Annotated in this window: 15 protein-coding genes; 7 read left to right on the top strand and 8 right to left on the bottom strand. The window is 57.0% G+C overall.

The window, feature by feature from the left end:
• Position 1 precedes the first annotated feature (1 nt).
• The 7 genes from DESAC_RS03840 to DESAC_RS03870 all read left to right on the top strand — a co-directional run bounded on the left by DESAC_RS03840 (position 2) and on the right by DESAC_RS03870 (position 7152).
• On the top strand, positions 2-889 hold the full coding sequence (locus DESAC_RS03840; RefSeq protein WP_013705766.1) for a hypothetical protein: 888 nt from the start codon (positions 2-4) through the stop codon (positions 887-889).
• An 18-nt stretch (positions 890-907) separates the two neighbouring features.
• Entirely contained in the window at positions 908-1759 is an 852-nt protein-coding gene (locus tag DESAC_RS16375) for a hypothetical protein (protein ID WP_013705767.1), read from the top strand.
• A gap of 48 nt (positions 1760-1807) precedes the next feature.
• Positions 1808-2725, top strand: a complete 918-nt coding sequence (locus tag DESAC_RS03850) for a hypothetical protein (protein ID WP_013705768.1) — start codon at positions 1808-1810, stop codon at positions 2723-2725.
• 222 nt (positions 2726-2947) lie between these two features.
• Positions 2948-4537 (top strand): dockerin type I domain-containing protein, encoded by a 1590-nt coding sequence (locus tag DESAC_RS03855; RefSeq protein WP_148231173.1) that lies wholly within the window; start codon positions 2948-2950, stop codon positions 4535-4537.
• 23 nt (positions 4538-4560) lie between these two features.
• Positions 4561-5193 carry a hypothetical protein gene (locus DESAC_RS03860; RefSeq protein ID WP_013705770.1) on the top strand — a complete coding sequence of 211 codons (633 nt, stop codon included), beginning with the start codon at positions 4561-4563 and terminating at the stop codon, positions 5191-5193.
• A gap of 359 nt (positions 5194-5552) precedes the next feature.
• Positions 5553-6164: a hypothetical protein gene (locus DESAC_RS03865; protein WP_013705771.1), complete on the top strand. Its 612-nt coding sequence runs from the start codon at positions 5553-5555 to the stop codon at positions 6162-6164.
• Positions 6142-7152 carry a DUF1573 domain-containing protein gene (locus tag DESAC_RS03870; RefSeq protein ID WP_013705772.1) on the top strand — a complete coding sequence of 337 codons (1011 nt, stop codon included), beginning with the start codon at positions 6142-6144 and terminating at the stop codon, positions 7150-7152. The genes DESAC_RS03865 and DESAC_RS03870 overlap by 23 nt, the downstream gene beginning before the upstream one ends.
• 12 nt (positions 7153-7164) lie before the next feature.
• Here DESAC_RS03870 and DESAC_RS03875 read toward each other — a convergent pair whose 3' ends face one another.
• The 8 genes from DESAC_RS03875 to DESAC_RS03910 all read right to left on the bottom strand — a co-directional run bounded on the left by DESAC_RS03875 (position 7165) and on the right by DESAC_RS03910 (position 16109).
• Positions 7165-8562 (bottom strand): pilus assembly protein TadG-related protein, encoded by a 1398-nt coding sequence (locus DESAC_RS03875; protein ID WP_013705773.1) that lies wholly within the window; start codon positions 8560-8562, stop codon positions 7165-7167.
• Positions 8563-8656: 94 nt separating this feature from the next.
• Positions 8657-8938: a hypothetical protein gene (locus DESAC_RS03880; RefSeq protein ID WP_013705774.1), complete on the bottom strand. Its 282-nt coding sequence runs from the start codon at positions 8936-8938 to the stop codon at positions 8657-8659.
• A gap of 13 nt (positions 8939-8951) precedes the next feature.
• The gene (locus tag DESAC_RS03885; protein WP_169311497.1) at positions 8952-9818 is read right to left on the bottom strand and encodes a tetratricopeptide repeat protein; all 867 of its coding nucleotides are present in this window, start codon (positions 9816-9818) and stop codon (positions 8952-8954) included.
• Positions 9819-10227: 409 nt separating this feature from the next.
• Positions 10228-11166, bottom strand: a complete 939-nt coding sequence (locus tag DESAC_RS03890) for a type II secretion system F family protein (RefSeq protein ID WP_013705776.1) — start codon at positions 11164-11166, stop codon at positions 10228-10230.
• On the bottom strand, positions 11163-12116 hold the full coding sequence (locus DESAC_RS03895; RefSeq protein WP_013705777.1) for a type II secretion system F family protein: 954 nt from the start codon (positions 12114-12116) through the stop codon (positions 11163-11165). The genes DESAC_RS03890 and DESAC_RS03895 overlap by 4 nt, the downstream gene beginning before the upstream one ends.
• A gap of 5 nt (positions 12117-12121) precedes the next feature.
• A complete protein-coding gene (locus DESAC_RS03900; RefSeq protein WP_013705778.1) occupies positions 12122-13477 on the bottom strand; it encodes a TadA family conjugal transfer-associated ATPase in 1356 nt (451 codons plus the stop codon).
• Positions 13474-14664 (bottom strand): hypothetical protein, encoded by a 1191-nt coding sequence (locus DESAC_RS03905; RefSeq protein WP_148231174.1) that lies wholly within the window; start codon positions 14662-14664, stop codon positions 13474-13476. The genes DESAC_RS03900 and DESAC_RS03905 overlap by 4 nt, the downstream gene beginning before the upstream one ends.
• 53 nt (positions 14665-14717) lie before the next feature.
• Positions 14718-16109 (bottom strand): type II and III secretion system protein family protein, encoded by a 1392-nt coding sequence (locus DESAC_RS03910; RefSeq protein ID WP_169311498.1) that lies wholly within the window; start codon positions 16107-16109, stop codon positions 14718-14720.
• Between the last annotated feature and the right edge of the window lie 191 nt (positions 16110-16300).

A 16300-nucleotide genomic window follows, 5' to 3' on the forward strand; every position in this document is an offset into this window, starting at 1 on the left:
TATGATGAAAAAAGGATGGCTTATCCTATTGTTGTTAACGGTGTTTCTTGTCTTTACCTCACAGGCGTTTGCCTTGACCTATCTTCCCGAAGACGCGGCCCGGGGCGGGATGTGGGCCAATGTTTTGGTAGATGCCGGGGCTGAGTATAAGAATGCTGATGGCAGTTTTAAAACTGGCGGCGGATGGAGCGACGCACACAATCTTCTCGGACCCATTCCCACAAATCAGGATCCTTATTCCCCAAAACATACCAGCATTGTAACCATGAACAACAAGGCGGCTAGCTGGGTCCAGCTCGGGTTTGCCGATACATTCGGCAATCTGTTGCGGGTCAACAACGATCCGACCAACCCGGAAGGCTATGATGCCATCGTCTGGGGAAATGCGTTTTATTCCAGCGGCAGTCCTAATACGTGGAATGAACCGGGAACCATTTACCTGAGTCAGGACGGTTCGACTTGGTGGAAGCTTCCCTGGGACACCGAATCGGGAGCCACCGGGAAGACACAGACCTTCGACTATACCCCAGGTGAAGGCGACGGTCTGGTTTCCCCCGGCGCTCCTTGGGAAAACTTTGTTAAAACCGGATCGACGTGGACGCACACGGAAACGGGGTTGGCCGGAGGTGATGCCTTTGATATGTCCACGGCCTATTACGTGGGTAATTGGACTGACCCCACAGACGACAATCCGGCATTAGTAGGGTTGGATTGGTTTCAGTACATCCTCCTGACGGGAGAAGGGACTGGGGGGCCCGATCCGGATTCGGTGTACGTCTTTTCCAGCTCGCCGGTTCCCCTTCCCGGCGCCGTCTTGTTGTTGGGCAGCGGTTTGGCGCGCTTTATTGTCATCTTTAGGAGAAAGCAACTTCCACATTTAAGGAACTAATAGAATGGAAAACCGAATATGAAAAAAAACCTGAGCATTATTCTGATTTTGTGGATCGTCGCCCTGGCCGCGGGGACGGCCCAGGCATTCACCTTTAACGATGTCAACATCTGGGCCGGCAGCGGCTCTAATAGTGCCGGTCTGGTCATACACTGGTCGGCGCCGGAAGTTTACAACAATACCTCGATGCCCGCGCCCATTGCGGACATCTCCGTTGCTTGGGGCTATAAGTTTGACGGCACGGCCAACGCCGAAACCATGATGGTGGCCTTGGCGGCGGCGGACCCGCGGCTCTACCTGCTTGCCGGCGGTCAGCCAGGTCTGGGCATGGCCATACTCGGCATCGGCTACGACCTTAACAACAACGGCGTGTTTGGCCTGAGCGACGGCTCCACGACTTACACGGCCGCCGATTTCGCCAACGGCATCCTTGCCGATCAGCCTTACGGTGACGCGGACACCTTGCTGCCCACGGACCCCGGCGACCTGTACTGGGGTGGGTGGTATGGACCCAACTGGGAGCTGTGGCACGAGCAGGGCGGCAACGGCGGTTTTACCAGCGCCCCAGACCGTGGCAGCGACCTTTATTGGACGGGCTCTTTTTTCAGCGGTTCTCATGGCGAGTGGGATTTCTCCGGGTTGGGCATTACAAGCCTTAGCCTGGAAGATGGCTCGTGGGTCGGTTGGTCAGTGGCGGCAGGCGGTTTGGACATGGGGGATCCCATGGGGGAAGGCACACTTGCATGGATGAACCACAAGCAGGCGCCGGGCGAGCCTTTGGCGGCGCCGGTTCCCATCACCGGGGCCGTCTGGCTGCTGGGGAGCGGTTTGCTGCGCTTGATCGGGATTTGTCGCAGATGTGCCAGTTGATTTGAAAACAAAGGAATTTTCCAATCATTGAAAGGAGCTTCGAAGATAATGAAATTAGGCCGAATCATTCTCATCGGATTGGCGCTGTTCCTGATGTCAGGCCCAGCTTGGGCCAGCCCTTATGCAACGACCCTGGTGGATTCCGGCGGCACTTTTGGGCCGAGCCCATACAACGATCCTGCATCCGTCTTGGGCGCGCCGGCCACGGATTTTTACGATCCCTGGGGCTCCTGGTCGGGGGGGGACAACTATCGCAAGGTCAAGCTGGTGGAGCCGGCTTACAACTACGCCCCCGATCAAACCACCAAGCTGATCACCACCTTGAGAAATCCGAGTTACATCGTTGTGGGCTTTGATCATCAGGTCATAAACGACCAAAACAACCCTTACGGCATCGACTTCCTGGTTTTTGGCAATGCATTTTACGTGGGCAGCGGTTTTGTCAACGACGAAACGAACATGGCTACTTACATGCTGGTCGGCGGCGCTTTTACTGAAAACGTGCTGGTCTCGGTCAGCCAGGGGCCGGCCTACGAGGGTCAGCCCCAGAATGAATGGACTTGGTATACTTATTCCAACGGCCCTTACGGGGACAACGCCTTCCCCACCCAAGCCTACGAATGGGACCAGGCCAAATACGACGCTACCGGCAATGGCTGGACCGATGATCTGATGGATTTCACCAAACCGGTCAATCCCGCCTACTACGACACCCTGATGGCCGGCGGGCTCTCCGGGGCCGCGGGCATTGCCCTGTACGAAGGCTCTGGTGGTGGAACAGGTTTTGATCTGGACGTCTTTGGCCTTGACTGGATCCAATATATCAAGGTCGAAGGTACCGCCGATTTTAAAGAAGGCGAAATCGACGCCTTTGCAGACGTGGCGCCGGTGCCAGTGCCCGGCGCGGTGTTGCTGCTGGGAGGCGGCTTGTTGAGGTTGATGGCTTGGCGGCGGCGGACTAACTGATTTTGGCAGGGATAATAGCGGGAGATAGATTATTCTGTCTTCCGCCCTAACGATGAAGAAAGGAGGAAGCAATACCAAAAATGGAATATCGCAGCGGAATGGTCTTCCACCTTACATATACTCTTTCTCAAAAGCTATTTCGCATCAATAACTCGCCCAGAAATGGCGGGCACGGCCCGCCCTATATGATTTATCGCAGGAAGGCATAGGATAGGGCGGGCCGTGCCCGCCGTCTTCAAAGGCATAAACACGAAGAAATTTTCGAAAACTGCTAAAAATATAAATAGAAAGGAGGATGCCGTGCTAAGAAAAGGATGCCGCAATTTTTGGATATTGCTCTGGACCGTGATGCTTTGTTTCGGTATCACGGCGGCCGTGGTCGCGGATGATTTCAGCGACTACAAGACAGCGGCCGGAAAGACGGGGGTGGTGAATCTGCCCACGGTGGAGGGAGGCTGGTTCACGGCGGTGGACTACTTCCCCACCGAAGCCACGGCCATGATTGACGGCAAATTTCAAGCCCAGGGCCGCATGATCGCAGCCAACAACGACAAGATCTACCTGCAGCGCACCTACGGTTCCAACCAGTGGGACGTGGTGGCTACAGTGCCCCCCGGCCCGATGGATCCGAGCTTTATCCACGTCTCTCCCGACGGTAGCAAGATCGCTCTGGGAATCGGCTACGGCGCGCCTCTGGTGATCATTCCCACCAGCGCGCTCAGCGTGAGTAACCCGCAGTCGGTATTTAACACCGGACGGGTGTTCACCGAGATTAACTATTATGACGGGGCCTGGGTTGATAATCGCTATTTCGTGGTCAACGGCGGCCAGTGGCCCACCGGCTGCGAACCGCCTTATTACAACAATCCGAATTGCTCGTTCCAGAGCGGCGTGGGGGCCGTGGATACGGAGGTTGAGGATCCTGCAACTCATGTGGGCGTGCCGCTGGTATTGGGCATTCCAGGGGCCTCCGCAGACGTGCACGTGGACAAAAACGGCAACCTGCTCACCGGCCTGGGATGGGCCACGTACCCCACCAACCGGACGGGCGAACTCAAGGTTTGGGGTCCGGGTGAATGGGATCCGGCCGCCGGTTCCGAACTGGATTACGGGACCAACACCAAGGTGGTGGCCAATAACATCCTCAGCGTAGCCTATCTGGGTGAAGACGCGGAGGGAAACCTGCACGTGGGTGGCGGCGATGCCTTCGGCGTCGGTGGAGTGAATGAAAACGGCTATGCCGCCCTCATCAAACATGGCATTGTCAACGACATCGCCGCCGGGACGCGCACTACCCCGGTGACCGACGGCGACAAGGCCGACAACGCCGAGTACAAGTTCTTTGCGCCGGACCCCTGCCAGGACGATTCGGCCACCGGCATCCTGGCCGGCAACTGGGGCAAAGGGCTGGCAGTGATGTGGAACCCGACCTATTACGAGACCCAAAGCAGTTGCTACGGTGGCGCCGGGTCGGCCTCCGACTACTGGCTTCCCGGAGTGACCCCCAGGTTAACCATTTACTATCCCGGCAGCGCTCCTGACACAGATGGCGACGGCATCCCCGACGCCGCCGACAACGCCTACCTGACCCCGAATGCGGGCCAGCAGGACACGGACGGGGACGGCTACGGCAATGCCGCGGATGCGGACCTCAACAATGACAATGCCGTAAATCAAAGCGACTTTCTCCAGTTCAGGCAAACGTTCAACACCGCTGACCCAGATGCAGATATGAACAGCAGCGGGGAAGTAAATCAGCAAGACTATCTCATGTTCCGTCAACGATACAACAGCAGTACACCGTATTATTGATATTAAGAAATTAGGAGACAATTATGAAACCCCTAAGATTTCTCTTGTTGTCTATGTTAATTTCTCTTTTCACCTTGACACCGGCCTTAGCTTCTTACTGGTCATTAACCCCAGACGGCCAGATTGACACGGAAATAGGTGATGAAATCGCCTTTACTCTGACTTTCCACTCCACTGAAAATATTCCGCTTATGATTAGCTGGCAACTCGATTTTCAGGTTGACGCTACGGAATTAGAACCTGCTACGCTGGCCAGTGGGAAATATAAAGTATACTATAATACCTTTGACGCCGGCTTTGGTCCCCTAAACATCAAAAATGGCTACTTCAAAGATGGCATTTATGATCTTTCCGCTGGAAGTTTGTTTGATGTATTGAACATAACTGCGGGAAACTCATACGACTTCGCAACTTTCTATATGAAAGTTATTGCCGACAATACCTGGGATGGCATTCCTGATGTGGCGCTCCTTTCCCAGATAGGAATTGAGTGGCTCGGCATTCAAGAAGAAACTGGAATTATACACCATTACGCAGGAGATGACGGTGCTTCGGTCGGCAGCCCCCCTGCCGTTCCTATTCCCGGGGCGATCTGGCTTCTGGGTATGGGGCTCCTGCGCCTGGCAGCCGGAGCTCGCAAGAGAGAGCGCCTGTAAGGAGATAATCAGGCTGGCTGAAAGTGTGTTAGGGCGATGGGGGGCGTCCGTCTCTCCATCGCCGTTTTCATGAGTCTGACGGCAGCCACGGCCGCGGAGTGCACTTCTGATGCTTGCTGCTTTTCATAGATAATCACATGTTCTCAAGAACACAACAAAGCATGAAAGAATGACCGGTAGCATAGGCCTCCAGGCCTGTGCATCAGCGTGCCGGCTGGAAAGCCTGCACCACCATCTCTCATACAAGATCACATGTTCTCAAGAACACAACAAAGCATGAAAACAGAGGCGTAGGGTGGGCATTGCCCATCCTACAAATTCATTCTGTTTTTATGCAAACAGAAAAAGGGAGAGGGCGTATGAACGATAAGCGCCTTGTTATCGGGCTGGCCGTGCTGGCCGGCCTAGTATTGCTCACCTTTTTGGCAAAAGGGCAATTCTTTTCAGGTGATGAGCCTACGGTGGCGGCTCCGGCGGTCCGCCCGGCTCCCTCGCCGGGCCAGGGGAGCAAAGCTGCGGGAATGCCGGCGACTCCCACCGTAAAACCTGTCCAGCCGCTCAGGACGACTGGAACCCTAGCGGTGGATCCTATGCATCTGGCCGAGGCTGAGGCTGTCCAGGTGCGCCACCAGTTGTACGAGGCCGAAGCCAAGGCCACCTTGCCGACCCTGTCCGTCCAAACCCACAATCCGGTCTGGGCCCTGCAATACGAGGCCAGACACGGTCGGTCGGCCACCAGCGGGTCAGCGGCCCAGGGGCCGATGCCGGCGCCGGAATCCGGTCCTTTCGGCAACATTCAGCCGCCGCCCGGTGAGATTTGGATACGGCTCCCGGCTGACCAGGCCAGTCAGCACCGCGACCTTATGGCCCAGCATGCCGATCTCTACCGCAGAAATTCGGGGGAAAACGGCCCCGTAACCGTAACGCTTTGGGTGGGAGGTCGTCCTTATGCCCGCCAGCAATATAAATAGAGCCTTCGGTGCTGCTCTCCTCGGCCTCTGGCTGCTGTTCAGCCAGACAAGTCATACTGCTGCGAGCCAGCCCCCCCCGGATGCTCCCGTCATCCGTTTCGAGTCCGAGTCTCTGAACCTGGGGAAGGTGTTGGAAGGCGCGGTGCTGACAACCCGAATCCAGGTCCGGAACACGGGAGGTGCTCCCTTGCACATTCGGAAAGTGGAGACGGGGTGCTGTGGGATCACGGTGCTGGACTTCCCGCCGGAGGTTCCCCCCGGTGGTAAAGACGAGATCCAGATCAGAATCAACACGACAGGAGTCAATGGCGAGCGCACCTTCAAAACCGCCGTGCATTCCAACGACCCGGCCTTGCCAGTAGCGCTGGTAAAAGTTATGGCGCAGATTACCCCGCTGCTGAGCATCACGCCAGACCGGATTTTTCTCACGGGCCTGGCTGGCCGGCCCCTGGAGCAGCAACTGGAACTTATCTGGAGAGGTGAAACCCGTCTGAAGGTGCACGCCGATCTCAATGACGTCGCCCGGAATATTCGGGTGGCGATCTCGCCCCTGACCCCTGGCCGGAGATTTCTTCTGAAGGCGGAAAATCTTTTACATACTCCCGGAAGTTACCGGGGCCGGTTGCTGCTCAGGACGAATTTCCCGGGCAAGGAAAGAATCGTGGTCCCGGTGTTCGGACGGATAACCCCGGCAGTGGCGGCTTATCCGGCGCGGCTCGTCCTTACCCACATTCGCTGTCCCCAGTGCCCGAAGCAGAAATATTCCGGCGAAGTCACCATCCGCAGTCACGACGAAGTGCCCTTCCAGGTCCAAAACGCGGCCGGTGAGGGACTCACCTGCTATGTCGAGCCCCTTATTCCAGGCCGGGCCTATCGCCTCCAGGTTCGCTACACTGCCGAGAGCGAACAGCCCCTGGCAACGCACCTGCAGATCCGGACCGACCGGAAAGACTTTGAGGTACTTACCATTCCGGTTTCCACCCCGTGAGCCGGGTTTGTTTTAATTCCCCGAGGACTCCAGCACCCCCAATTTAGGTATAACCGGCGGACAGGGCGGACCGAAGCGGCAGTCGCCGGGCTGAGAGAGCATCCCGTAATAAAGCCGGGTCGTTACCCCGTCGGTATCGCCGTCGATGTCGCCATCCGCAATGACCCTCATTTTGGCGGAACGGGCGCCCCGTACCAGAAAGTCCCCGCCGGTGCGGAACACCACGCCTTCCGACAGGACCCCGTGAGTCCACATTTCTATACTTTTGGGGGAGATGATGAGCACCTGTTCCTGACCCTCGCTACCCAAGCTGAGATTGGGGTAAACACTGGTTTGTAAATGTGTTATCAGAATCGGGCAGGTGGTTACAAAGGTGAGATTGCTGATCGTATAGCCGTTCGGGGTATGCGACATATCGGTAGTGGAGGGCTTTGGACCGATCAGAACCCGGTAGTCGTCGGGGGGGGGATTGCCGGCGTCGAAGAAGATCACCCGGCGCTCGGAACCAGCCAGTCCGCCCAAATCAAAGTTGTAATGATACTTCCCGAGATACAGGAAGGAAGACGTGCTGTAGAAGACATTGTCTTTCCCGGCGTCGGCCGGCGTATAGATAACATCGGCCCGCGCCTTCCAGATTTTCAGATAATCTTCATCCACCGGGCGGATCTCGGTGATGGGAGACACGCCCGTCTGAGCCCCGGCCAAGGCATGCGGCGAACCGCCATCCCAATTAATGGTCATTTTGCTTCCTGACCAGGATGTCTTGACGGTTACCGGGCATTCCAGCATCTGTCCGGCGCACAGGAGGCGGCAATCGGAGAAAGTCGGGGGGCCATATGATTTGCCGCTCATGGAAGCGCTGGCCGGATACTTGATATCGCCGTTGCTATAAAAGGTGCAGTTTTGCCATTGGCTGTTGTGTCCCAGCAAGATGTCGCCGTCCAGACTTACCATGTCGAACCGCCTTAAAAAGGCTACCGCCATGGCAGCGACGGTCCCGCTTTTATTGAGCCCGGTCAGCGTGACGTTATTGGTGAGGCAGGCCACGGCCACGGCGTTGACGTATTCCCCCGCCGGCATGCCGCTTTTCTCGACAAAATCTTTATACACGGGGAAGTCGCCATAGTCGTTCATTTCGTCATAGAAGCCGAAGGTTACGAACACCTCATGATTAGCCCCGGTAAGGCCGTTTTCCGCGGCGACGTTCCGGACAATGGCCTCGATATCTTCCTGGTCTCCCGCGCACAAGTTTGTCGCCCCTGCCAGGGCGGCGGCTTCCACGGCATTCTGCGTATGGTTTTTTTCCACATAGAGAAAAGCGGTGTCCAGGCTGAAGCCCAGCACCCCCACCAGTGCGAAGAGGCAGACCGCCACAACGACGGCGACACTTCCTTTTTCATCGCTCAACATGATGACTTTGTTCTCTTCGAGAGTAAATCTAAAAAGTTACATACCGGCTGCCAAAGCAGATGATAAGGCCCCGGTCCAGGTTTCCCGATGCCGACTAGTCATTTGATTGGGTGTCAAACTGTGATTGAACCTTGCCTTTGTTATCCTTCTTTTTCTCGGTCAACATTGGGATATACCGCTTTTTCTGGATTTCCATGGCGATTTCTCCCGGCAGGGTCGCGGCCGGGCTGGGGTTGGCCGGCGCGTCGGGATTTTTAACCTGGGCCTCAAACCACTGCTGGTAAGACTGGCCGTAGTTATCAGGGTCATGGGCGCAGCCGCTGCTCAGCATCAGCAGGGTCGCTAGCAAGAGAGATGATAGGATTAAACGTTGCATACATGCTTCTCCATCACGGTTTCGCAGTCTTGCGATCTTGCCGCGAGTCCCCCTGATTCCCCAGGTTTGCTTGCGCGGCCGGGAGGGTTTCGTCTATGCTGAGGGCCGTTCGATAGTGCTGCAAGGCCGCCTTGCGGTTGCCGTTGATTTCGTAGAGGACTCCGAGATTGTTGGACGCGGCCGCGGGAGGGCTATATTGTTTTAACAGCGCCGCGGCCTGATCGAACCGTCCCTGCAGGGCGTAGCACAAGGCCAGGTTATTGACGGCAATTTTTAAATCCGGATTCAGAACGAGGCTCTCCCGGAGGTATTTCTCCGCTTCCTGGAAGCGTTCCGCCATGAGCTTGGAAAACCCCAAGTTGCTGTAGAAGTCGGCCCTGGCCGGATTGAGCTCAATGGCTTTCTGGTAGGATTCCCAGGCTTGTTCTCTCGACCCCGAAAGATCCAGGGCCAGGCCCAGGCCGTTATGAGAGGGAGCATAGCTCCGGTCAATCGACAAGGCTCGGCGGAAGCTCTCCAAGGCCTTGGGATACTGGCCCAATCCTAAATAACACCGGCCCGTAAGGTGGTAAACCTCGCATGTCCTTCCAGCGGTATCCTGGGCCTGCTCCAGTTGCACCAGGGCCACCTGGAAAAGGCCTTTGTCCACCAGTGCCCGGGCCAGCTCCAGGTGGTTGGGCTTCGGCTTTTCTTTTTCCCATTTCTCCTGGTTCTGCATTTCGGCCCGTTTAGTCATCTCGGCCATCTGGCGCTCCTGAGAAGAGGCGGTTTTGCGAGAGCACCCCCACAGACTCGGGACCAGCAGTCCCAGCAGAGACAGGACGAGAAGTATCCTTGGTATTAATCCTGCTTTCGCAGCAAAAGTCATTTTACGAGTCATTTTCATCAGCCCTTAATCATGGCGCCTCGAGTACCGCAATGCCGACCCGGTTGTCACATGTTCTGGGGAACACAACGAAGCATGAAAGAATGACTGGTAGCATAGGCCTCCAGGCCTGTGCATCAGCGTGCCGGCTGGAAAGCCTGCACCACCATCTTTCATACAAGTGCTCATGTTCTGAGGAACACAACGAAGCATAAAAACAGAATCGTGGCGGCTGCTCACAATAATGTTTTTGCTGCTCACGGCTCACGGCTCACGGCTCACTGTTTTTATACAAGTGCTCATGTTCTGAGGAACACAACGAAGCATAAAAACAGCCGATTTTCATCGAGAGAAAAAATGTTATAGGGCGGGCCGCGCCCGCCGTATTCATCGGCCCGACCAGGAAAATATTTCCGGCTTGACGCTAAAAATGCTGACTGAGCTTTTCAAGCATCTTAATCATGGCCGGACCCAGGACCACCAGGAGGAGGGCCGGCAGGATCAGCATTGTCATGGGAAACGTCAGTTTGGTGGAGACCTTGGCCCCTTGCTCCTCCGCGGCCTGCATACGTTCGGTCCTTAAGGAGACGGAATAGACCTTCAGGGATTCGGCGATATCCGTTCCCAGGCGGCTGGATTGCATGAGCACGTTTACCACTCCGCTCAAGGCATTCACCTGGTTCCGGTCAACAATCTTTTCCAGGACCTCCTTTCTGGGAAGGCCGCTTTGGATTTCAAGGAAGTATTGGGCCAGTTCCCGCGAAAGCACCGGGGCTATATCCCGCAGCTCCCGGCTGACGCGATATAGGGCACTGTCCAGACTGAGCCCTGCTTCGATGCAGATATTTAACAGATCCAAGACGTCGGGCAGCTCCTGCCAGATCTTCAGGCGGCGCTCGGAAGCCTGGCGGCGCAATATCACCGCGGGGAGATAATAACCTGCAGTCAGCGGCAGGAAAAGAATGAGCAGACTTCTTGACGTCCACCCTCCGGCGAAAAATAGCCAGAGCACATAGAGGGCGCCGAGCCCCAAAGCCAACAGGGCTCGCAGCCCGAAATAAGCCTCAACCAGATTATAGGGAGCCGAACGGTATCCGGCCTGGCAAAGAAGGCGCCTGATGACGGCCAGATCTTCCTCACCCGACGGGGCCGCCAGGCGTCCCAGGGGAAGGACAACCTCGGTCAGCAGCCGTTGAGGCGCAGCATCGCCGAAGAAAGACTTGGGCCTGTCCCGGCCTGCCGTGAGACTTCTTTTAATTAACCGGGTGTAGAGCCTTTGCTCAGCCAGACGGCCCAGATAATAGGCCAGTGTGGTTACCCCCGCAAAGGATAATACCGCGGCGGTGAGGCTCCATGGATTCATACTTTGACCCTCAACATGGCGCGCATGACGAGAAAACCCGCCGCCTCCATAAGAATCACCACCACGAGGAGCTTCCGGCCCAGAGGGTGATCCCGAAAAACGCGCATATACTCCGGTCTCAAGAGCCAGGTGACGGCGGCAAAACCCAACGGTAAGATCCCCAGAATGAAAGCGGTGGTCCTGCCTTCGGCGGTAGAGGCTCTCACCCGGCGCTGGAAGTGTAACCTGGCTCGAATGGTGCTGGCCAATCCGGCCAGAATATCCGTCAGCTTGCCGCCCGTTTCCCTCTGGATAACGAAGGTGGCGCAGAGAATCCGCACATCTGGCAGCCGGGGGTAGCGCCGCTGGAAATTTTTTATAACCGTTTCAAACGGCAGCCCCATGGCCATTTCCTCGTTGATGGCGCGGAAATCGGCGCCGATGGGGGGCGGGAAGCCGCGGGCCACTTCCAGGGTGGCGGCATCCACCGATTGCCCGACCTTGAGGCTCCGCACTATGGTGTCGATGGCGTCGGGAAGCTGCGCCACCAGCTTCTCCTCCCGGCGGGCCCGCCTGATCATGAGAACCCCCAAGGGCAGGCAGAGGCCGGCTGCGAAAGCCAGGAAGCTCAGGACGGCGTTCCCGAATAGAAGGAGGGGGAGGAGCATGAAAACAAAACCGCAACAAACCGATACCAGGAAAAAGCGCTCGAGACTAAGGCCCGCCCAGGCAGATTGAATCAATGTCTCCAGGCCGCTCAAATCAACGCGGGTCAGCAGCATTGTCAGGAACCTGGTCTCCTGGCGAACCGCTTCCTCCTCCGGCATCCGGTCGCCTCTCCGGCGGCCCACCGTGAGACTCCGGATCAACTGATCCTTCCTGGCCTGTTTGAGGTCCTCATAACCAAAATAAAAGGCAAGGACGAGCCCGAATACGGTCAGGAAGACAAGGCCGGCGATGAGTGCGGTCATACCGGTCACCTCACGTGACTTTGAAAAGAGAATATATCCGTGTTAAGGTTTATGCCGTGGCTGCGGAAATGATCAAGATAGGAGCTGACTACTCCCGTTCCCTGGAAAACGCCGTACACCGCCCCCCTGGCGCCGATGCCGTGCTGCTCGAACACAAAGACGTCCTGGGAGGTGACGGTTTCCCCCTGCATTCCGGTAACTTCCGATATGCTGGTGACCCGACGCTTCCCGTCCGCCAGCCGGTTGAGCTGCACGATGACGTTGATGGCGCTGGCGATCAAGCCCCGCAGGGCCCGCTCGGAGAAGCTGGATTCACCCATATCAGCCATTACCTGAATGCGGCTCAAGGCGTTGCGGGGAGAATTGGCGTGAATGGTGCTCATAGAGCCCGGATGGCCGGTGTTCATGGCCTGCAGCATATCCATGACCTCGCCGCCCCGGGCCTCACCCACGATGATCCGGTCGGGGCGCATGCGCAGGCTGTTCCGAACCAGGTCAGTCATGGTGACGCTCCCCCGCCCCTCCGTGTTTCCCGGCCTGGCCTCCAAACTAATGACGTGGGGTTGGTGGAGGCGCAGTTCGGCGCTGTCTTCAATGGTGATGATACGCTCGGCTTCAGGGATGAATCCCGATAAGATATTAAGGAAGGTAGTCTTGCCAACCCCGGTGCCGCCCGAGATCAGGATGTTCAATCGGGATTTGATTGCGGCCCGCATGTACTCATAGATCTCCGGGGTAATGGACTGATTGTCTATCAGAGCCTCGACTGTGAGGGCCTGGTGGGCAAACTTGCGGATGGAAAGCACCGGGCCGCAGAGGGAAAGGGGAGGAATAACCACGTTGACCCGGGAGCCGTCGGCCAGCCGGGCGTCAACCATGGGTGACGATTCGTCCACTCTTCTTCCCACGGCCGTGACGATGCGGTCAATGATCTGCATCAGGTGTTCGTCATCCCGAAACCGGGTGGCGCTCAGGGTCAAAAGGCCGCTTTTTTCTACGTACACCTGGGCATGTCCGTTGACCAGGATGTCCTGGACGGTCGGGTCGGCCATAAGCGGCTCCAAGGGCCCCAGGCCCATAATCTCATTCATGAGGTCAGACACCAGCATGGACCGCTCGGTCTGGTTCAACGGCAGTTGCTCCACCGTGGTGATTTCCTGCAAGGTCTGCCGGACGGCCGCGGCCAATTCCTCACGAGGCAGGTCGGTGACCGTGGCCAGATCAAGCTCCTCCACGAGGCGAAAATGCACCTTGGATTTAACGGAGTTGTAGGTGCGCTGGTGAAGCTGGTCATCGATGCCTGCCCGCGGCTTTACCGGGGACAAGCGTCGTCCCGCCCGTAAACTGTCGCTGAGCTTCATACGGCCGTCGCCTCTTTCTTGCGGGAGAATCCATGCAGAACCTGGGACCAGGCCTGCTGCCACAGGGGCCTCGCTGATTCCCGGACGGTTATGCCGGTCAGTTTCGCCGCCAACTTTTTGACATCACGATTGAAAGGGCTGTTCCCACTCGACAGGTCCACGGTTTTCCCCGTGGCAATACTGTCGCTTACCGCCTTGTAATCGTTTGCCAGGGTCGCGAAAACCGGTTGCTGCAGAATGTTACTCAGATCGTCGGCCTCGAGCTCGCTCCGGGACAGATAGCGGTTGAGTATCAAATGAATCTTATTTCTGTCGTATCCGAGCTCCCGGAAAAAATCCAACACCCGTAAGGTGATCTTGACGGCAGCCAATTCCTGCTGAACCAGGAGTAATATGTTGTCCGCCGCCTCCAGGGCGGCCAGGGACCGCGTCGAAAAATCATGGGGCAGGTCTATTATCAGATAATCCAGGTAGTTGGTAAGAACCGAGAGCATTTGCGTAACATCGTCACCCTGAAGGCGGTCGGCATCGCTGATTTCATCGGGGCAGGAAAGGATATAAAATCCCCTTTCGTGTTTCAGCAGCGATGAGAACAGCAGGTCCCGGTCCAGCCGGTGGAGGTCCTTGTGTAGATCGAAGGGGCTATAGGGCGCGCCCAGATTCAGCCGCACGCCGATATCCCCCAAATAGAGGTTGAGATCGATGAGCAGCACTTTGTCGCCGCTGAGCCGCTGGACGTGATCGGCCAGATTCAGCGCCACGGTGCTGATTCCCTGCCCGCCTTTCAGGCTGAAAACCGTATAAATTTCCCCCGGACGCGGCGCTGCGCCGACATTTTCCACAGCCCTCCTGACCGCGGCCAGGGCTTCGCCATTATTGACAGGCCAGACCAGGAAGTCCGCGGCGCCCAGACGGAAGGCTTCAAGGATGAGATCGGGGGACTTGTGGGGGGCCAGGATGAAAACCAGGGTCCCGGGGGCGGCCTTGACGAGACGTTTGACCAGGCCCAACCCGTTGCACGGGTCATCGCCCAGGTGCGCGAAAACCAAGGCCGGCGCTGAGCCTTTGATGGCGCCATAGCCCTGGGAAGGATCCGGCAGCCAGTCGGTAATTTCCACAAAAGGCCGCACCTCTTCGGCGAATCTTGCCGCCGCCGCATCTTTCTGACCGATAAATGCCCCCGTCAAGGTTCCGGTCTTCTGCGGCGCGCGGTTCTCCCGCCGGCCTGAGATTGGGCCGCTCAACGGGAAAACCCGATTTCTCCCACAAAACTGGGGGCCTTGGCGGGGGGGGGGGCGCTGGAAGCGCCCGTTTTCGGCCACCCCCGATTCAGTATGAAGAAATCCAGGTCGCTTACGTCCCGCTCCATATTACTGCCGGGCAGGGCCGGAACTTCCTGAGGGTTCAGGGCCCGGACAATTTTCGGTTTGACAATGATCATCAACTCGGTCTCACTCCGTTGAAACTCTTTGCTGGTAAAGAGGGTTCCGAGAATGGGCAGGTTTCCCAGAAATGGAATTTTTTTCACCGTAGAGCGGAAATCGTCTCGGAGCAGGCCGGCCATGGCAAAGACCTGGCCGTCTTTGAGCTGCAAAGTGCTATGCCCAGTTCTGGTGATCAGACCGGGCACCGTTGTACCACTGGAAGTAGTAGTCCCCAAGGTATAATCCGGGGCGCTGACCTCCGGATCAACGGAGATGGTGATGGTCTCGTCACCCAACACATAAGGGGTGAATTTGAGCATGACGCCAAATTTCTTAAAATCAGTGCCGGGTGTGCCCGTTGAACCAACTGTTTGGTAAGGTATCTCTCCGCCCACCAGGAAATGGGCTTCCTGGCCGCTCATGGTCACTAAGGTGGGACTGGCCAGCAGTCTGGTCAATCCCTGTCCCTGGAGGAGACTCACAATGCCTAGGATATCGTCATTCAAACCATGGACTAGCGCCTGGAACGCCGAGCTGTAGGGGGAGGCGAGGGCGGCGACGGACGCCAGGGAGGATGTCTTGGTATCGCTGCTTCCCGTCGGCCACTGGGAGACCGTCGTCCGATCTCCCGCCATGGCGCCGGCGGCGGTGCCGCTGGGGAAAACGGCCACCTTATAATCCTTATCCAAAAGGAACCCGAGGCCGAGCTGTTTGATGCCCGACCGCGAGACTTCGGCAACCTTCACTTCCAACTGCACCTGCTGGGAACCCATCACGGTAATCATATTGGTACATTCACCAAAAAAAAATTTGGCGATTTTATCTACTTTATCAAGGTCGCCCTGGCTTTCCACGGCGCCGTCTAGCATCACCCCCTCGGGCAGGCGCTCGACCTTCACCCGGGCCCGGGGCACGAGGCGGCGAATCGCTGCCTGAACGTCGTTCCAGACCTTGTCATCAAAACTGACTACGATTTCGTAGGTCTCGGCATAATTATCTCCGTGCCACAATGTCAGAGACGTGACCCCCTGTTTAACTTTGCCGACAATGAACAACTGGGTGGGGGTAAGAAGCTCGGCGTCGGCCAGGCTAGGGTTAGCCAGCACGACTCTCGTGATGGGCCGCTGCGTGCGCTTCACAAAAGACATGTGGGGGGCGATGACTATCCTGCCTGCCTTGCTGGCGAAGTCGGATTCATTTTCAGCCAAAACCGCCCTCCCGGAAGTCAACAGAAAAAACAGCAAAACGATGCTTAACCAACGACTCAAATACATTCCTTCTGAAGCTGCATTACCCGCACCGGGCAGTTTGTCAACCTGGCCGCGTCCTTCGGGATAAAAGTTTCTCTTATATTTTTTCCTTGCCAGGTTTGGCTGTGCCGCGTTCCACGTCGTGGCGT

The organism is Desulfobacca acetoxidans DSM 11109, assembly GCF_000195295.1.
In the GTDB taxonomy this organism is placed as follows: Bacteria; Desulfobacterota; Desulfobaccia; order Desulfobaccales; family Desulfobaccaceae; genus Desulfobacca; species Desulfobacca acetoxidans.